The sequence below is a fragment of the Faecalibacterium prausnitzii genome, from assembly GCF_019967995.1.
GTDB lineage: Bacteria > Bacillota > Clostridia > Oscillospirales > Ruminococcaceae > Faecalibacterium > Faecalibacterium prausnitzii_E.
The window spans coordinates 1894631-1911389 of record NZ_CP065377.1; the positions used below are offsets into that span (position 1 = coordinate 1894631).

17 protein-coding genes, 1 pseudogene and 1 riboswitch are annotated in these 16759 nt (G+C 66.6%); all 18 genes and pseudogenes read left to right on the forward strand.

What is annotated here, in order from left to right; all coding sequences use genetic code 11:
* Nucleotides 1-13 precede the first annotated feature (13 nt).
* A riboswitch (cobalamin riboswitch) is annotated at nt 14-234 on the forward strand.
* Between the two features lie 174 nt (nt 235-408).
* The 18 genes and pseudogenes from I5P96_RS09380 (at nt 409) to cbiB (ending at nt 16749) form a co-directional block, all read left to right on the forward strand.
* Complete coding sequence (locus tag I5P96_RS09380) at nt 409-1647, forward strand: sirohydrochlorin cobaltochelatase (RefSeq protein WP_223381791.1); 1239 nt, start codon at nt 409-411, stop codon at nt 1645-1647.
* A gap of 136 nt (nt 1648-1783) precedes the next feature.
* A complete protein-coding gene (locus tag I5P96_RS09385; protein WP_223381792.1) occupies nt 1784-2638 on the forward strand; it encodes an iron transporter in 855 nt (284 codons plus the stop codon).
* 62 nt (nt 2639-2700) lie between these two features.
* Nucleotides 2701-3837: an ABC transporter substrate-binding protein gene (locus I5P96_RS09390; protein ID WP_223381793.1), complete on the forward strand. Its 1137-nt coding sequence runs from the start codon at nt 2701-2703 to the stop codon at nt 3835-3837.
* Between the two features lie 20 nt (nt 3838-3857).
* Nucleotides 3858-4874 carry a FecCD family ABC transporter permease gene (locus tag I5P96_RS09395; RefSeq protein ID WP_223381794.1) on the forward strand — a complete coding sequence of 339 codons (1017 nt, stop codon included), beginning with the start codon at nt 3858-3860 and terminating at the stop codon, nt 4872-4874.
* Nucleotides 4875-4942: 68 nt separating this feature from the next.
* A pseudogene (locus tag I5P96_RS14300) lies at nt 4943-5368 on the forward strand (ABC transporter ATP-binding protein); the annotation flags it as partial.
* A 111-nt stretch (nt 5369-5479) separates the two neighbouring features.
* Nucleotides 5480-6799, forward strand: coding sequence for a cobalt-precorrin-5B (C(1))-methyltransferase CbiD (gene cbiD / locus I5P96_RS09400; RefSeq protein ID WP_411703517.1), 1320 nt, complete (start codon nt 5480-5482; stop codon nt 6797-6799).
* 1 nt (nt 6800) lies between these two features.
* Nucleotides 6801-7559, forward strand: a complete 759-nt coding sequence (gene cobM, locus I5P96_RS09405) for a precorrin-4 C(11)-methyltransferase (RefSeq protein ID WP_097792524.1) — start codon at nt 6801-6803, stop codon at nt 7557-7559.
* Complete coding sequence (locus I5P96_RS09410) at nt 7556-8551, forward strand: cobalt-precorrin 5A hydrolase (protein WP_223381797.1); 996 nt, start codon at nt 7556-7558, stop codon at nt 8549-8551. Before cobM ends, I5P96_RS09410 begins: the two co-directional genes overlap by 4 nt.
* The gene (gene cobJ, locus I5P96_RS09415) at nt 8548-9282 is read left to right on the forward strand and encodes a precorrin-3B C(17)-methyltransferase (protein WP_223381800.1); all 735 of its coding nucleotides are present in this window, start codon (nt 8548-8550) and stop codon (nt 9280-9282) included. Before I5P96_RS09410 ends, cobJ begins: the two co-directional genes overlap by 4 nt.
* Complete coding sequence (gene cobK, locus I5P96_RS09420) at nt 9279-10025, forward strand: precorrin-6A reductase (RefSeq protein ID WP_223381802.1); 747 nt, start codon at nt 9279-9281, stop codon at nt 10023-10025. The genes cobJ and cobK overlap by 4 nt, the downstream gene beginning before the upstream one ends.
* Nucleotides 10013-11215 (forward strand): precorrin-6y C5,15-methyltransferase (decarboxylating) subunit CbiE, encoded by a 1203-nt coding sequence (gene cbiE, locus I5P96_RS09425; protein WP_223381804.1) that lies wholly within the window; start codon nt 10013-10015, stop codon nt 11213-11215. Before cobK ends, cbiE begins: the two co-directional genes overlap by 13 nt.
* Nucleotides 11212-12558 (forward strand): cobyrinate a,c-diamide synthase, encoded by a 1347-nt coding sequence (locus tag I5P96_RS09430; protein WP_223381806.1) that lies wholly within the window; start codon nt 11212-11214, stop codon nt 12556-12558. The genes cbiE and I5P96_RS09430 overlap by 4 nt, the downstream gene beginning before the upstream one ends.
* Entirely contained in the window at nt 12555-13619 is a 1065-nt protein-coding gene (cobT, locus tag I5P96_RS09435; protein WP_223381808.1) for a nicotinate-nucleotide--dimethylbenzimidazole phosphoribosyltransferase, read from the forward strand. Before I5P96_RS09430 ends, cobT begins: the two co-directional genes overlap by 4 nt.
* Nucleotides 13613-14134 carry a bifunctional adenosylcobinamide kinase/adenosylcobinamide-phosphate guanylyltransferase gene (locus I5P96_RS09440; RefSeq protein ID WP_223381809.1) on the forward strand — a complete coding sequence of 174 codons (522 nt, stop codon included), beginning with the start codon at nt 13613-13615 and terminating at the stop codon, nt 14132-14134. The genes cobT and I5P96_RS09440 overlap by 7 nt, the downstream gene beginning before the upstream one ends.
* Nucleotides 14131-14883 carry an adenosylcobinamide-GDP ribazoletransferase gene (locus I5P96_RS09445; protein ID WP_223381811.1) on the forward strand — a complete coding sequence of 251 codons (753 nt, stop codon included), beginning with the start codon at nt 14131-14133 and terminating at the stop codon, nt 14881-14883. The genes I5P96_RS09440 and I5P96_RS09445 overlap by 4 nt, the downstream gene beginning before the upstream one ends.
* The gene (locus tag I5P96_RS09450) at nt 14880-15197 is read left to right on the forward strand and encodes a bifunctional adenosylcobinamide kinase/adenosylcobinamide-phosphate guanylyltransferase (protein WP_223381813.1); all 318 of its coding nucleotides are present in this window, start codon (nt 14880-14882) and stop codon (nt 15195-15197) included. The genes I5P96_RS09445 and I5P96_RS09450 overlap by 4 nt, the downstream gene beginning before the upstream one ends.
* On the forward strand, nt 15191-15790 hold the full coding sequence (locus tag I5P96_RS09455) for a histidine phosphatase family protein (RefSeq protein ID WP_223381815.1): 600 nt from the start codon (nt 15191-15193) through the stop codon (nt 15788-15790). The genes I5P96_RS09450 and I5P96_RS09455 overlap by 7 nt, the downstream gene beginning before the upstream one ends.
* The gene (gene cbiB / locus I5P96_RS09460; protein WP_223381817.1) at nt 15787-16749 is read left to right on the forward strand and encodes an adenosylcobinamide-phosphate synthase CbiB; all 963 of its coding nucleotides are present in this window, start codon (nt 15787-15789) and stop codon (nt 16747-16749) included. The genes I5P96_RS09455 and cbiB overlap by 4 nt, the downstream gene beginning before the upstream one ends.
* Nucleotides 16750-16759 lie beyond the last annotated feature (10 nt).

Below are 16759 nucleotides of genomic sequence, written 5' to 3' on the forward strand. Positions count from 1 at the left end.
TACTTTTCCTCGAACTGAATAGAAAACAGCAGGTGCGTTCCGCCTATGCCTCCGGGCAGCGGCAGGAACGTTAAAAGGGAAGCGGGTGCAGATCCCGCACGATCTCGTCACTGTGATAAGGGAGTCTACTGTCCGGGTGCTTTGGGCACCGGCCACTGAACCGTCCGGTCTGGGAAGGCGGCAGCAGGCGTCGAACTTTCAGTCAGGAAACCTGCCCGCTGTTGGTACGGGGGCATCTGCCCCAGATCACGAGGAATTGGTTGTACCAAAAAGCCCGAACCACTGTAAGGGGTCTTTTTGTTTTGCCGTCCCGCAAGCAAAAAGGCCCTTTTTTCGTTGTTCGGGTCCTCTTTCCTGTGCCTTTCTGTTCAGCGCCGCAATGTTTCAAACAGGAAAGGAAGCTCACACATGAGAAAACGCACCCTCCACAAGACGGCGGCCGCCCTGACCGCCCTGGCACTCTGCGCCGGTGTTCTGACCGGCTGCGGCGGGGCCGCAAGTTCCACCGCTGCCTCCAGCACGGCAGGCTCTGCCGCTGCCAGCAGCGAAGTTTCAAGCGAGGAGGCCGATGAATTGGCCGCACAGAATGTCGCAGACCTGATCGACGCCATCTACGTGCAGGAGCGCACCGATGACACGGACGCCCAGTGCGCTGCCGCCAAGGCTGCCTGGGACGCCCTGACCGACGCCCAGAAGGAGCTGGTGGAAGGCGAAGAGGCCGACCCCGACTACTTTGGCCGCGACACCGGCGATGCCTCCCAGGATGACCCCCGCAACGCGGACGACATCGGCGAGAACGAGCTGCTGGTCGTCAGCTTCGGCACCTCCTTCAACGCCAGCCGCGCCGCCGACATCAAGGGCATCGAGGATGCTCTGCAGGCGGCCTATCCGGACTGGTCTGTCCGCCGCGCCTTCACCGCTCAGATCATCATCAACCATGTCCAGGCCCGCGACGGTGAGAAGATCGACAACATGCAGCAGGCCATGGACCGCGCTGTGGCCAACGGCGTGAAGAATCTGGTCGTCCAGCCCACCCACCTGATGCACGGTGCCGAGTACGACGAGATGATGGAGATGATCGACAGCTACCGCGACAAGTTCGAGTCCGTCGCGGTGGCCGAGCCCCTGCTGGGTGAGGTCGGCGCAGACGCCGCCGTCATCAACTCCGACAAGGAAGCCGTCGCCAAAGCCATCACCGCTGCTGCCGTGAAGGATGCCGGTTTCGACAGCCTGGATGCCGCCGCTGCCGAGAAGACCGCATTCGTCTTCATGGGCCACGGCACCTCGCACACCGCAAAGATCAGCTACAGCCAGATGCAGACCACCATGCAGACCCTCGGCTATGACAATGTCTTCATCGGCACTGTCGAGGGCGAGCCGGAGGAGACCGCCTGCGAGAACGTCATCGAGGCCGTCAAGGCTGCCGGTTACACCAAGGTCGTTCTGCGCCCGCTGATGGTCGTTGCCGGTGACCATGCCAACAACGATATGGCCGGTGCGGATGATGACTCCTGGCTGAGCCAGTTCAAGGCTTCCGGTGCATTCGAGGAAGTGGACACCCAGATCGCCGGTCTGGGCGAGATCTCCGACATCCAGCAGCTCTACATCGCACACACCAAGGCTGCGATCGAGTCCCTGAACGGCTGATATCGTGTGCCCCAATGCCCGAAGGGAGTGATCTTTTCGGGCATTTTTTATGGAGGATGCCCCCGCATGAGGAGGCACCCTCCCCCCATGGGCAGTTCTCTGCCCGCTCAAATCTGATCGCGAGGTATTTTGATCTATGCACTGCAAACAATTTCTTTCCCTGTCCGTCGCTTCCCTGCTGCTGGCTGCTGCCCTGACCGGCTGCGGGGCGGCCTCTTCCACTGCAAGCTCTGCCGCAGGCTCGGAGGCCGCTTCGTCCGTGGCCTCCTCTGCCGCTGCATCCGAGACCGCTGCCGCCGCTCTGCCGGACGGCGTCTATACCGCGGATTTCGACACCGACAGCGGCATGTTCCACGCGAACGAAGCCTGCGACGGCAAGGGCACTCTGACGGTCGAAAACGGCAAGATGACCTTCCACGTCAGCCTCGCTTCCAAGAAGATCGTCAACCTGTATGTCGGCATGGCCGCAGACGCCGACGCCAACAAAGCCGACTGGCTGCTGCCCACCACCGACACCGTCACCTACTCCGACGGCACCTCCGAAGAGGTCTACGGCTACGATATCCCCGTCGCCGCCGTGGACGAGGACTTCCAGCTGGCTCTTCTGGGCACCAAAGGCAAGTGGTACGACCACACCGTCAGCATCCGCAATGCGGAGCCCAAGGCGGAAGCAGCTGCTGAGACGCCCGCCGACGGCGAATACAACGTCCAGGTCGTGCTGGAAGGCGGTTCCGGCCGCGCCACGGTGGACAGCCCCGCCGCGCTGACCGTGGCCGACGGCAAGATGACCGCTACCATCGTCTGGAGCAGCCCCAACTACGACTACATGATCGTGGACGGCGAGAAGTATCTGCCCACCAACACCGAGGGCAACTCCACCTTCGTGATCCCCGTTGCCGCGCTGGGCACGCCTCTCTCCGTCACGGCCGACACCGTGGCCATGAGCACCCCCCACGAGATCGAATACACCCTGACGTTCACGCTGGCGTAACGGCTCCCCCCTTTGTGGGGTAGCTGCCGCCCGCGTGCCTTCGAAGGTGCAAGGCTGATACCATGAAACTGACCAGACAACAATTCTTAAAAGCGCTCCCCGCCTCTGCGCTTCTGCTGGCGGGCTGTGCGGCAAAGCAGACGGCCCCGGCCAACACGGAAGCGCTGGTGTTCGACCACGCCTATCCGCTGGACTACGCCCGGCAGTTCACCGCCGACTGCTACGAAGGCGGTTCTACCCTGCTGACCCTGACCGGGTCTGGGGAACAGTTCCTCGTCCTGCCGGAAGACGCCGCCGAGGTGGACGGCCTGCCCGCCGGGGTCACGGCCCTGCGCCAGCCGGTGCAGAATATCTATCTCGTCTCCACCTCGGTGATGGACCTGTTCCTCCATCTGGACGCGCTGGACTGCATCACCCTCTCCGGCACCCAGGCCGCCGGCTGGCATCTCGACGAAGCCAGCGCCGCCATGGAGGCCGGGCGCATCGCCTACGCGGGCAAGTACAGCGCCCCGGACTATGAGCAGATTCTCGCTTCCAACTGCGGCCTTGCCATTGAGAACACAATGATCCTCCACACACCGGAGGTCAAGGAGCAGCTGGAACGGTTCGGCATCCCGGTGGTGGTGGAGCGCTCCAGCTACGAGAGCAGCCCGCTGGCCCGGATGGAGTGGATCAAGTTCTGGGGCATCCTGCTGGGCCGGGAGACCCTCGCCGAGCAGGTGTTCCAAAAGCAGGTGGAGCGCATCCAGCCGCTTCTGGAACAGGCCCCCACCGGCAAGACCTGTGCGTTCTTCTCCATCACGGCCAACAACCTCGCCAACGTCCGCAAGGGCGGCGACTATGTGGCCCAGATGATCGGGATGGCCGGGGCCGATTATGTGTTCTCCGACCTGACCGACAGCGGCAATAACCTTTCCACCATGAACCTCCCGCTGGAGGATTTCTACGCCGGGGCAAAAGACGCCGATGTTCTCATCTACAACAGCACCATTGAAGGCATGGTCGCCACCATCGACGAGCTGGTGGCAAAATGTGCCCTGCTGGCCGACTTCCGGGCCGTGCAGAGCGGGAACGTCTGGTGCACCACCCAGAGCTTTTTTCAGCAGAGCATGGAGCTGGCCGATTTTGTGATCGACCTGCACCGCGTTCTGATTGAGGACGCCCCCGACGGCCTGCAATTTCTGACACCGGTGACCTAACTTTTCCAGAAAGGACCCGCATGACTACCAAAAAACGCCTCCTCTTCTCCTATGGCATCCTGGCCGTTCTGCTGGCGGTGCTCTTTGCCGCCAACCTCTTCTGGGGCAGCGTGGCACTGACGCCGGAGGCCGTGTTTTCGGCCCTGCTGGGCCGCGGGCAGGACGCGCTCTCGGTGCGCATCATCACCCAGCTGCGTCTGCCCCGCGCCGTGATGGTCGTGTTGCTGGGCGCAGCGCTCTCGGCGGCGGGCTATCTGTTGCAGACCTTTTTCGCCAACCCCATCGCCGGGCCCTTCGTCATGGGCATTTCCAGCGGGGCCAAGCTGGCGGTAGCGCTGGTCATGGTGGTGTTCCTGAACCAGGGGCTGCTCACAAGCTCCCTCACCCTCATCCTGGCCGCGTTCGCGGGGGCCATGGCCGCCATGGCCTTTGTGCTGGCGGTCTCCCGCCGGGTGCAGCGGATGAGCATCCTGGTCATCTGCGGCGTCATGATCGGCTACATCTGCTCGGCCATCACTGAATTTGTGGTGGCCTTTGCGCAGGACTCGAACATCGTCAACCTCCACAACTGGTCGCAGGGCAGCTTTTCCGGCATGACCTGGGGCAATGTCCGGGCGGCGGCGCTCGTAGTCCTGCCCGCGCTGGCGGCGGCGTTCTGCCTGTCGAAACCCATGTCCGCCTACCAGATGGGCGAGGCCTACGCCCAGAGCGTCGGCGTCAACGTCAAGCGGTTCTCCCGCACACTGGTGCTGCTCTCCAGCCTGCTGGCCGCCTGCGTCACGGCTTTTGCCGGGCCGATCTCCTTTGTGGGCATCGCGGTGCCGCACCTCGTCAAGCAGTTGCTGGGCAGCGCCCGGCCGCTGTTCGTCCTGCCGGGCTGCTGCCTGGGCGGGGCGGCGTTCTGCCTGCTGTGCGACCTCATCGCCCGCAGCCTGTTCGCCCCCACCGAGCTTTCCATCAGCGCCGTGACGGCGGTGTTCGGCGCACCGGTGGTCATCTGGCTGCTCATCCGCCGGAATCAGGAGGGTGCACGATGAACGAATTTTCCTGCGAGGCACAGGACCTCGCCGTCGGCTACGGCAAAGCGCCGCTGGCCGAGCATATCGCGCTGGGCGTCCGGCCGGGGCAGATCCTGACCCTCATCGGGCCGAACGGTGCGGGAAAATCCACCCTGCTCAAAACACTGGCGGGCCAGCTGGCCCCCATGGGCGGCGCGGTGCTGCTGGACGGACAGGATCTGACCGCCTACACCGGCAGCGCCCGCGCACAGCGGCTCGCCCTCATGCTCCCCCACACCCGCCGCACCGAGCTGACCACCTGCTTCGAGTTTGCCGCAGCCGGGCGCATCCCCTACACCGGGCGGCTGGGCCTCCTCTCCGAGGCCGACCGGCAGGCCGTGCGCGACGCGCTGGCTCTGGTGGGGGCTTCCGCTCTCGCGGAGCGGGACTTCAACTGCATCAGTGACGGCCAGCGCCAGCGCATCCTGCTGGCCCGCGCCATCTGCCAGCAGCCGGAGGTCATCCTGTTGGACGAGCCCACGTCTTTTCTGGACATCAAGGGCAAGATCGAGCTGCTGAGCATCCTGCAAACACTGGCCCACACGCAGCACCTTGCCGTCCTCGTCAGCCTGCACGAGCTGGACATGGCGCAGAAGATTGCGGACGCCGTGGTCTGCGTCTCCCCGCAGGGTGTCTCCGGCGTTCTGACGCCCCAGGAGGCTTTTGCGCCGGAGAACCTCCAGACCCTCTACCGCCTGAGCCGGGAGCAGTACGAAACGCTGTTCGGCCCCCCGAAGCCTGCGAAGCCAAGATTCGAGCACTACGTCCGCAGCGGGCAGAAACTGCTGCGCTGCGGCTACACCACCGGCACCTGTGCGGCGCTGGGCGCGGCGGGCGCGGCCCGGCTGCTGCTGACCGGCAAGGCCCCGGAGACGGTGGCGCTGCGCACACCGAAGGGCATCGTCGTGGAGGTAGCCCCGCTGTTCTGCCGCCGCGCCGGGCCGGAGGCCGAATGCGCCATTGAAAAGGACGGCGGCGACGATGTGGATGTGACCACCGGCCTGCCCATCGTCGCTGCGGTGGAGCTGATGCCCGGCACCACGGAAGTCCGCATCGCGGGCGGGCCGGGCGTAGGCCGGGTGACCCGGCCGGGGCTGGACCAGCCCGTAGGCGAAGCCGCCATCAACCACGTCCCCCGCCGGATGATCGCCGAAGCCCTGCAGCGGGAGGCCGAAACGGCCTGCTACACCGGCGGCTTCGCCGTGACCCTCTCCATTCCGGGCGGCGAAGAGGTGGCCCGGCGCACCTTCAACCCCCACATCGGGGTCGCGGGCGGGCTGTCCATCCTCGGCACCAGCGGCATCGTGGAGCCCATGAGCCAGCAGGCCATTCTGGACACCATCCAGCTGGAGATGAACCAGGCGGCGCTGCGCGTCCAAACCGAAGCCGGGCCACGGCGGCTCATCCTGGCTCCCGGCAACTATGGGCTGGACTACCTTGGCACGGCCTATCCGGCGTTCGCTTCCATCCCGGTCGTCAAGACCTCCAATTTCATCGGCGATACGCTGGATATGGCCGCTTCTGCCGGGTTTGAGGACGTGCTGCTCGTGGGCCATGTGGGCAAGCTCTGCAAGCTGGCGGGCGGCATCATGAACACCCACTCCCACACGGCGGACTGCCGCACCGAGCTGTTCTGCACCCATGCCGCCCTCTGCGGGGCCAGCCGGGAGACCTGCCGCGCCCTGTTCGAAGCCGCCACCACCGATGCCTGCCTCGACCTTCTGGAGGCGGCAGGCCTCCGCGCCCCGGTGCTGGAAAGCCTGCTGGCGGCGGTGCAGCTCCATCTGGACCGCCGCGCCGCCGGGGCGTTCCGGGTGGGTGCCATCCTCTTTTCGAACCAGCACGGCCCGCTGGGCCAGACTGAAACGGCGGCACAGATCCTGAACGACTGGAAGGAGCGATAATATGGTACATTTTGTTGGTGCCGGGCCAGGCGCACCGGACCTCATCACCCAGCGCGGCGCGGCTCTGTTGCAGGGGGCCGACTGCATCATTTATGCGGGCAGCCTTGTCAACCCGGCCCTGCTGGGGCTGGCAAAGCCGGGCTGCGCCATCTACAACAGCGCCGAGATGACGCTGGAGCAGGTGCTCGGCGTGCTGCGGCAGATGGAAGCCGCCGGCAAGACCACCGTGCGGCTCCACACCGGCGACCCCTGCCTGTTCGGAGCCATCCGGGAGCAGATGGATGCGCTGGATGCCGACGGGATCGCTTACGATGACACGCCCGGCGTTTCCAGCTTCTGCGGCGCGGCGGCCGCACTGAACGCTGAGTACACCCTGCCCACCGTCAGCCAGACGGTCATTATCACCCGGATGGAGGGCCGCACCCCGGTGCCCGAACGGGAAACGCTGGCCCGCCTTGCTTCCCACGGGGCTACGATGGTCATCTTCCTCTCCATCGGTCTCGTTGACAAGGTGCAGGAGGCTCTGCTGCAAGGGGCCTACACCCCCGGAACGCCTGCCGCTGTGGTCTACAAAGCCACCTGGCCAGAAGAAAAGATCGTGCGGTGCAGCGTGGGAACGCTGGCCGAAAGCGTCCATGCAGCGGGCATCACCAAGACCGCGCTCATCGTGGTGGGCGACTTCCTCGGCACCCGGTATGAGCGCAGCCGACTCTACGACCCCGCTTTCACGACGGAGTTCCGCAAAGGAGCCGACGCATGAGCCGCGCCTATGCCGCCTTTACCGAGACCGGGCTGGCGCTGGCAGAAACACTGGCGCGCGCGCTGCCCGGCCCTGTGACCCGCTGCGGGCACGGCGGGCCTTTGCTGGCAGAGTGGACCGCCGCCGCGTTTGCCCAAAACGAGGCCCTGATCTTTGTGGGGGCCGTGGGCATCGCGGTGCGGGCCATCGCGCCGTTTTGCCGCAGCAAGGCCAGCGACCCGGCGGTCGTGGTCGTGGATGAATGCGGACACTTTGCGGTGCCGCTGTTGTCCGGCCATCTGGGCGGTGCCAATGATCTGGCGCGGGCCATCGCCGCCCTCTGCGGGGCCGTCCCGGTCATCACCACGGCCACCGATGCCCACGGCCTCTTTGCCGTGGACGAGTGGGCAAGGCATCACAACTGCCGGGTGCTGGAACCCGAACGCATCAAGACCGTCAGCGGGAAACTGCTGGCCGGGGAGCCGGTCTTATTCTGGTCGGAGTTTCCCATCGCAGGCCCGGCCCCGGCCGGGGTGAATGCAGCACCAACGCCGGAAGCTGCCGACTTTGCCCTGACCCTCTCCCCTGCCGGGAATGCCTTGCATCTGACCCCGCGCATCGGGGTGCTGGGCATCGGGTGCCGGCGCGGGACGACGGCAGAGCAGCTGGAAGCCGCTTTTTCCGCCTTCTGTGCCGCCCACACGCTGGCCCCGCAGTGCATCGCAGCCGCCGCCAGCATCGACCTGAAGCAGAACGAGGCCGGGCTTCTTGCGTTCTGCGCGGCGCACCGGTGGGGCCTCTCGTTCTTCTCTGCCGAAGCGCTGCAGACCGCCCCCGGCAGCTTTACCCCTTCTGCCTTTGTCCGGAACGTCACCGGTGTGGACAATGTCTGCGAGCGGGCAGCCGTTCTGGCGTCCGGCGGGAGCATCCGCATCCCCAAACAGGCGGGCGGCGGCGTGACCTTTGCGCTGGCCCTTTCCCCCTTTGCCCCAGATTGGAGGGTTCTTTCATGATGAACACCGTTTTTGTGGTCGGGCTTGGCCCCGGCGGCCCGCAGTTTCTGACCGCACAGGCGCAGAGCGCCTTAACGCAAGCCGAGGTGCTGTGCGGCTATACGGTCTATCTGGACCTTGTGCGCCCCTATTTCCCGGAAAAAGAATATTACTCCACCGGCATGACCCAGGAGATCGACCGCTGCCGCTGGGCGCTGGAAACGGCCCGGCGCGGCAAAGTCGTCGCGCTGGTCTGCTCCGGCGACGCCGGGGTCTACGGCATGGCCAGCCCCCTGCTGGAGCTGGCTGAGCAGTTCCCGGAGGTCGCCGTGGAGGTGGTGCCCGGCCTGACGGCGGCTCTCAGCGGCGGGGCCGTGCTGGGTGCCCCGCTGGCCCACGATTTCTGCGTCATCTCCCTGTCGGACCGGCTGACCCCCTGGGCCGTCATCGAGCGGCGGCTGGCGGCAGCAGCGATGGGCGATTTCTGCGTCGCACTGTACAACCCCTCCTCCAAGGGCAGGCCGGACTATCTGGCCAGAGCCGTCCGCATCCTGCTGGACCACGGCAAACCACCGCAGACCGTCTGCGGGCTGGTGCGGAACATCGGGCGGGAGGGGCAGACCCACCGCATCCTGATCCTAGCGGAACTGGAAACCGCCCCGGTGGATATGTTCACCACCGTCTTCATCGGCAACACCGCCACCCGGCAGCTGGGCGGAAAGATGGTCACACCGAGGGGGTATCGCGCATGAAGATCGTCGTGTTCAGCGGCACCACCGAGGGCCGTCTGTTCTCCCGCCAGCTGGCCGCGCAGGGGGCCGAAGTCCTCGTCAGCGTGGCAACCCCGCTGGGAGCCGAAGAGCAGGGCCGTTTGCAGGGTGTCACCGTCCACTGCGGGCGGCTGACGCCGGAGGAAATGACCACCCTGCTGCAGGGGGCCGCCCTCTGCGTGGACGCCACCCATCCCTATGCGGTGGACGCCACCAAAAACATCCGGTCTGCGTGTAAAACCGCCTGCATCGAATACCACCGCCTGCTCCGGGCCGAAAGCCCGCTCCCGGCGGGGAGCATGGTCTTTCCGTCGGCCGCACACGCGGCAGAGTTTCTTGCAAACACCTGCGGCAATCTCCTGCTGGCCACCGGGGCCAAGGAGCTCGCGGCCTTTTCCGGCATCGAGCCTGCCCGCCTGTTTCCCCGTGTGCTGCCCACCCCGGAGGGCATCGCAGCCTGCGAGACCGCGCACATCCCCCACAAAAACATCATCGCGATGCAGGGTCCCTTCTCCTATGCGCTGAATCGGGCCCTGCTGGAGCAGTTCCACATCCGCTTCCTCGTCACAAAGGACGGCGGTGCAGCGGGCGGCTTTGCCGAGAAGGCACAGGCCGCAGAAGACACCGGCGCACAGCTCATCGTCCTCCGCCGCCCCGCAGAGCAGGGCGAAACGGCGGAGCAGATCCTGACCCGCTGCAAGGAGGTGCTGGCATGGTCACACTGATTGGAATGGGAGCCGGACTGCCCGGCTCCCTGACCGCCGAAGGGCTTGCGGCTCTGCAACAGGCCGACCTCATTTTAGGCGCCCGGCGGCTGCTGGAGCACCTGCCGGACGGCTGCACCGAACACCGGAAGGCGCTGTACAAACCGGAGGAGATCCTGACCTGCCTTGCGGAGCATCCGGAGGGAGACACAGCCCTGCTTTACAGCGGCGACACCGGATTTTATTCCGGGGCTTCCGGGCTGCTGCCCATGCTGCGGGCCTGCGGCATCTCCTGCCGCGTCCTGCCCGGCATCTCCAGCGTCCAGCTACTCGCGGCGGCGGTCGGCCGCCCCTGGCAGGACTGGAAACTCGTCTCCGCCCACGGCTGTGCCTGCGACCCGGTGGCCGAGTGCCTGACGGCGGATGGCCGACCGGTCTTCTTCCTGACCGGCGGCTCCGAGACCCCTGCCACCCTCTGCCGCACTCTGACCGCCGCCGGGCTGGGGCAGGCCCATGCGCTGGTCGGCGAACAGCTCGGCTCACCGGAGGAGAAGATCTTCTTCGGCACCGCGCAGGAAGTTTCGCAAAAAAGCACGGCATCCCTGAGCGTTCTGCTCATCGAACATCTGCCCCAGCCGCCCCGGCGCTGTGCCGGGTTCCCGGACGAAGCCTTTCTCCGGGGAGATGTCCCCATGACGAAGCAGGAAGTCCGCGCTGCCGCGCTGGCAAAGCTGGCCGTCCGCCCCACGGACACGCTGTGGGATGTGGGGGCCGGTACCGGCAGTGTCAGTGTGGAACTGGCCCTTGCCGCCCCCCGCGGGCGGGTCTATGCCGTGGAATGCGACCCGGAGGCCTGCGCTCTGATCCGGAAGAACCGGGAGCGTTTCGCAGCCTGGAATCTGACCCTCATCGAGGGGAAAGCCCCCCAGGCGCTGGAAGCTCTGCCCGCCCCGGACGCCGTCTTCCTCGGCGGCACCAAGGGCAGCATGGAGGCCGTGGTGGACGCTGTGCTGGCCAAAAACCCGCAGGCCCGCCTCTGCATCTCCGCCATCGCGCTGGAAACGCTGAGCGCCGCCGTTGCGGCCCTGACGGCGCGGGGTCTCACCGCCGAAGTCACCCAGATCGCTGTCAGCCGCACAAAACCGGCGGGCCGGCTGCATCTGCTGATGGCCAACAACCCCATCTTCCTCATCACAGGTGAACGCAAATGATGCAATTTCTCGTCGCAGCGCCCTGTTCCGGCAGCGGCAAGACCACCCTGACCTGTGCGCTGCTGGCCGCGCTCAAGCGGCGCGGGGCCGACCCCTGCGCGTTCAAGAGCGGGCCGGACTACATCGACCCCATGTTCCACCGGGCCGTGCTGGGGGTCGAGAGCCACAACCTCGACCTCTTTTTCTCCGCACCGGATACCGTGCGCGCCCTTTATGCACAGGGTGCCGCCGGGCACGGGGCGGCGGTGTGCGAGGGGGCCATGGGCTTTTACGATGGCCTGGGCGGCGTGACCGACACGGCCAGCGCCTGGCATCTGGCCGACACGCTGGGCCTGCCGGTGCTGCTGGTCGTCCCGGCCAAAGGGGCCAGTTTGACCCTGGCCGCGCAGATCAACGGGCTGAAAACGTTCCGCACCCCCAGCCGCATCGTCGGCGTTCTGCTCAACGACTGCACCTCTGCTTTGTACAAGATGCTCAAACCGATGCTGGAACGCGAGACCGGTCTGCCGGTGCTGGGGCATCTGCCCCGCCTGCCGGAGGCGTCCATCGAGAGCCGCCATCTGGGGCTGAAGACCGCCGGGGAGATCGCCGGGCTTCAGCAAAAGATCGCCCTTCTTGCGGATGCGCTGGTGCTGGACTGGGTGCAGTTCCAGGCCCTGACCGACCGGCCTGCACCGCTGGCTCAGCCTGCCGCCCGCGCCCCGGCGCGCACCCGCATCGCCGTTGCGCAGGACGAAGCCTTTTGCTTTGCCTACGCCGAAACGCTGGAGGCCCTGACCGCCGCCGGGGCCGAGCTTGTCCCATTCAGCCCCCTGCACGATGCGGCCCTTCCGCCGGAGCTTGGCGGGCTGTATCTGCCGGGCGGCTACCCGGAACTGTACGCAGAGCCGCTGAGCGAGAACCGCTCGATGCGGGCTTCTGTGCAGCAGGCCGTGGAGCACGGTCTGCCCACCGTGGCCGAGTGCGGCGGCTTCCTCTATCTGGGGCAGACGCTCGAAGACGCCGACGGCACCGTCTGGCCCATGGCGGGCGTCCTGCCGGGCAGCGGCTTCCCGGTCGGGCGGCTGGTGCGGTTCGGGTACGCGGAGCTGACCGCCCGCGCCGACAGCCTGCTGTTCCGCGCCGGAGAGTCCTTCCCCGCCCACGAGTTCCACCACTGGGACTCGACCGCGAACGGCACAGCGTTGACCGCTGCAAAAGCCAACGGCCGCAGCTGGGCCTGCAGCTTTGCCAATGAACATCTCTATGCGGGTTTTCCGCATCTGTACTGGGCAGGCACCCCCCTGCCCCGGCGGTTCGTGGAAGCCGCCGTACTCGATCACCAGAAGGAGCAGACCCCATGACCGAACCGGAACTGAAACAGCTTCTCACCGCCATCACCCCGCCCAGCGAGACCGCCCGCGCGGCCGCACACGCCCACTGGGCCAGCCTGGCCAAGCCGCTGGGCGGGCTGGGCGCACTGGAGACCCTGCTGGAAGATGCCGCCGCCCTGACCGGCACGGCGCAGCTTGCCTTTGACCGCCGGGCCGTCCTTGTGCTCTGCGCGGACAACGGTGTCGTGGCCCAGGGCGTGAGCCAGACCGACCAGAGCGTGACCCGCGCCGTAGCCGAAAACCTTGCGGCGCGGCGGACGAGCGTCTGCCAGATGGCAAAAACGGCCCGCTGCGAGGTCGTGCCGGTGGACATGGGCATGGCAGGCGCCCCGGTGCCGGGCATCATCCCCCGCCGCATCGCCGCCGGAACGGCAGACTTCACCCAAGGCCCCGCCATGACCCGCGCCCAGGCTGTGGAGGCCATCGCGGCGGGCATCGAACTGGTGCGGGCGCAGAAGGCACAGGGGTGCCAGCTGCTCGCCACCGGCGAGATGGGCATCGGCAACACCACCACGTCCAGCGCTGTGGCAGCGGTCCTGCTCGGCCAGCCTATTGAAGTTATGACCGGGCGGGGCGCGGGCCTTTCCGACGCCGGGCTGGCCCGCAAGCTGGACGCCATCCGGCGCGGCATCGCCCGCAACCAGCCCGATGCTGCCGACCCGCTGGACGTGCTGTCCAAACTGGGCGGCTTTGACATCGCCGGGCTGTGCGGGGTCTTCCTTGGCGGCGCACTGGAAGACCTGCCCATCCTGATGGATGGTTTCATCAGCGGGGTGGCGGCCCTGTGCGCGGTGCGGCTCTGCCCCGCCGCCGCCAAGGCCGTGTTCGCCAGCCACTGTTCCACCGAGCCTGCGGCCCGGCTGGTGCTGGAAGCGCTGGGCAAGGCCCCGCTCCTGACGGCGGGGCTCCACCTCGGCGAGGGCACCGGGGCTGTGGCCGCGCTTCCGCTGTGGGATCTGGCACTGGCGGTCTACGACCACTGCTATTCCTTCACGGAGGGCGGCATCCCGCCGTATACCCCCCAATGCTGACGCTGGTGATCGGCGGCGCAGCCAGCGGAAAAAGCGCGTACGCCGAACGCCTTGTGCTGCAGACCGCGCTCCCGCGCTATTACCTTGCCACGATGCAGGTATGGGACGCCGAGTGCGCCGCACGGGTGGAAAAGCACCGCCGGATGCGGGCGGAAAAGCAGTTCGAGACATTGGAGTGCCCCCTGCATCTGGGCGTGGTGCGCCTGCCCGCGCGGGGCACCGCCCTGCTGGAAGACCTTGGCAACCTGACCGCCAACGAACTTTACGACCCCGCCGGGGCGGGCGAAGCCGCCGCTTCGGCCATTCTGGACGGTCTGGACAAATTGGCCGCGCAATGTGAACACCTCGTCGTCGTTTCGAACGAAGTGTTCAGCGGCGGGGCAAACTACATGGGCGACACCGACCGGTATCTGAAGGCTCTGGCGCAGGTCAACAACGCCCTTGCGGCCCGCGCCGATGCAGTGGTGCGGGTGGTGTGCGGCATCCCGGTCTATCATAAAGGAGGCCCGTCATGATCGTTTTGCAGACCATTGCCGTGGCATTTGCCATGTTTTCAGCCATCCCGGTGCCGCAGTTCGACTGGAACGAAAAGAACATGCGCTACGCGATGTGCGCGTTCCCGCTCATCGGCGCGGTATGCGGAGCCCTGTGGTGCTTATGCGGGGCACTGCCGCTCCCGGCACTCGTCCGAGCGGGCGGGTTCTGCCTCATCCCCGTCTGGGTCACAGGCGGCATCCATCTGGACGGCTACGCCGACACCTGCGACGCCCTTTCCAGCTACGGCGGCAGGGAAAAGAAATTGGAGATTCTGAAAGACCCCCACTGCGGGGCCTTTGCCGTCATCCGGCTGTGCAGTTATTTTCTGGCTTATTTCGCGCTGTGCACGGCCGTGCAGTTCACGCCGCGCATCGGCCTCTGCTGGACGCTGGCACTGGTGCTGGAGCGGGCGCTTTCGGGCCTTGCCATCGCCTCCTTCCCGCTGGCCAGGAACACCGGCCTTGCCCACACGTTCGCTTCGGTCGCAGACCGCAAGGCCGTCCGCAGCGTGCTGCTGGTTCTGGCGGGCCTGCTCAGCGCTGCGCTGGTGCTGCTGGGCGGCGGGGCGCTCGTTCTTGCGGCGCTTCTTGTTTTCTGGCGCTATCGTGTTGTTTCCGACCGGCAGTTCGGCGGCATCACCGGCGATCTGGCCGGATGGTTCCTGCAAAAAGCGGAGCTTTGGATGCTGGCGGCACTGGCCGCCTGCCAATGGGGAGGGCTGTTATGATCTTCATCACCGGGCCGCTGTACAGCGGCAAGCGCACCTTTGCGCAGAACTTCCCCGGCACCCGCATCACCGATGTGCAGGAGCTGGCCGCAGCGGCGGAGGATCTGGAAAGCCTTGCAGACCGCCTCGCCGCGTATGACCTCGTCCTCGCCACCGAGGTAGGCGGCGGTGTCGTGCCCATGGACGCAGCCGAACGCGCCGCGCGGGAAGCCGCCGGGCGGCTGGCCTGCCTGCTGGCCGCGCGGGCCGACTGTGTGGTCCAGATGTTCTGCGGCCTGCCCACCGTCCTGAAAGGAGAACTTCCCCCATGCTGATCTATCTTCTGCGCCACGGCCTGACCGCCTACAATGCCGAAAAGCGCTATCAGGGCCAGCGGGACATCCCGCTCTCGCCCGAAGGGCGGGCCCAGCTCCGCCAGGCCGACCTCCGGCCCCGGACGGTCTACATCACCCCGCTCTGCCGCACCCGCCAGACCGCCGAGGTGCTCTTCCCGGACGCCGACCTCGTGGAGGTGCGCGATTTGCAGGAGATGTGCTTTGGCAGCTTTGAGGGGCGGAATTTCATCGAGATGGAGCACGACCCGGATTACCTCGCCTGGGTGAACGCCAACTGCGAAAGCCCCTGCCCCGACGGTGAGACGAAGGCGGTCTTCTCCGAGCGGGTCTGCAAGGCGTTCTCCGCACTGGTGGACCAGGCCCTTGCCGACGGCGAGGAGACCCTCGTCATTCTGGCCCACGGCGGCACCCAGATGGCCGCTATGGAGCGCTATGCGCTGCCCCATGCAGATTACTACCACTGGTGCGCCCCGAATGCGGGCGGCTATCTGCTGGATGCCCGCGACTGGGCCGAACAGCGGGTGCTCCACCTCGCGCGCACCGTGCAATACACAAAGGAGGCGGCAGAATGATCGGAGCAGCCGTTTTGGGTGGGTTCGTGCTGGATCTTCTCTTTGGCGACCCCGCGTGGCTCCCCCACCCCGTGGTGTACATGGGCAGGGCCATCTCGGCGCTGGAACGGCGGCTGCGGGCCCGCCTGCCCCGGACGCCGCAGGGTGAACTGCTGGGCGGTGCCATTCTGGCGTTCTGCCTGCCGGTGGGCACCTTCCTGCTGACGAGCCTCGTCTGCCTGGGGGCCGCAGCGCTCAGCTCCTGGCTGGGGCTGGCCGTGCAGATGTTCTGGTGCGGGCAGGCGCTGGCCGCAAAGGGGCTGGCGCAGGAGAGCACCCGCGTCTACCGGGAGCTTATCAAGCCGGACCTGCCCGCCGCCCGCCGGGCCGTGAGCCGCATCGTGGGGCGGGACACCCAGAATTTGACGCTGGAGGGCGTGACCAAAGCCGCCGTGGAGACCGTAGCCGAAAACGCCAGCGACGGCGTCATCGCGCCGCTGCTCTATATGCTGCTGGGCGGTGCCCCGCTGGCCCTGACCTACAAGGCCATCAACACGATGGACAGCATGCTCGGCTACAAAAACGAGACGTATCTTTATTTCGGCCGCGCCGCCGCCAAACTGGACGATGCGGCGAACTATCTGCCCAGCCGGATCGCCGGGCTGCTCTGGGCCGCTGCGGCGGCGCTTACCGGGAACAGCGCTTCGGGCGCGTGGAAGATCTGGCGGCGGGACCGCCGGAACCATGCCAGCCCCAACAGCGCCCAGACCGAAAGCGCCTGCGCCGGGGCTTTGGGCGTCCAGCTGGCGGGGCCCGCCTGCTACTTTGGCGAATATTATGACAAACCCACCATCGGCGACCCTCTGCGGCCCATTGAGCCGGAGGACATCCGCCGCGCCAACCGGATGATGTATGCCGAAAGCCTGCTGGCACTGGCCATCGGGCTGGCAATCCGGCTGGCGGTCTGTAGATTCATGTAAGGAGACGACC

Coding starts and splice junctions, on each gene's coding strand:
- I5P96_RS09440 (WP_223381809.1), top strand. CDS start 13,613: ATGCTGACGCTGGTGATCGGCGGCGCAGCCAGCGGAAAAAGCGCGTAC.
- cbiD (WP_411703517.1), top strand. CDS start 5,480: ATGGCGCAGAAGATTGCGGACGCCGTGGTCTGCGTCTCCCCGCAGGGT.
- I5P96_RS09445 (WP_223381811.1), top strand. CDS start 14,131: ATGATCGTTTTGCAGACCATTGCCGTGGCATTTGCCATGTTTTCAGCC.
- I5P96_RS09385 (WP_223381792.1), top strand. CDS start 1,784: ATGCACTGCAAACAATTTCTTTCCCTGTCCGTCGCTTCCCTGCTGCTG.
- cobK (WP_223381802.1), top strand. CDS start 9,279: ATGAAGATCGTCGTGTTCAGCGGCACCACCGAGGGCCGTCTGTTCTCC.
- I5P96_RS09455 (WP_223381815.1), top strand. CDS start 15,191: ATGCTGATCTATCTTCTGCGCCACGGCCTGACCGCCTACAATGCCGAA.
- I5P96_RS09395 (WP_223381794.1), top strand. CDS start 3,858: ATGACTACCAAAAAACGCCTCCTCTTCTCCTATGGCATCCTGGCCGTT.
- I5P96_RS09390 (WP_223381793.1), top strand. CDS start 2,701: ATGAAACTGACCAGACAACAATTCTTAAAAGCGCTCCCCGCCTCTGCG.
- cobM (WP_097792524.1), top strand. CDS start 6,801: ATGGTACATTTTGTTGGTGCCGGGCCAGGCGCACCGGACCTCATCACC.
- I5P96_RS09430 (WP_223381806.1), top strand. CDS start 11,212: ATGATGCAATTTCTCGTCGCAGCGCCCTGTTCCGGCAGCGGCAAGACC.
- cobJ (WP_223381800.1), top strand. CDS start 8,548: ATGATGAACACCGTTTTTGTGGTCGGGCTTGGCCCCGGCGGCCCGCAG.
- cbiB (WP_223381817.1), top strand. CDS start 15,787: ATGATCGGAGCAGCCGTTTTGGGTGGGTTCGTGCTGGATCTTCTCTTT.
- I5P96_RS09380 (WP_223381791.1), top strand. CDS start 409: ATGAGAAAACGCACCCTCCACAAGACGGCGGCCGCCCTGACCGCCCTG.
- I5P96_RS09410 (WP_223381797.1), top strand. CDS start 7,556: ATGAGCCGCGCCTATGCCGCCTTTACCGAGACCGGGCTGGCGCTGGCA.
- I5P96_RS09450 (WP_223381813.1), top strand. CDS start 14,880: ATGATCTTCATCACCGGGCCGCTGTACAGCGGCAAGCGCACCTTTGCG.
- cobT (WP_223381808.1), top strand. CDS start 12,555: ATGACCGAACCGGAACTGAAACAGCTTCTCACCGCCATCACCCCGCCC.
- cbiE (WP_223381804.1), top strand. CDS start 10,013: ATGGTCACACTGATTGGAATGGGAGCCGGACTGCCCGGCTCCCTGACC.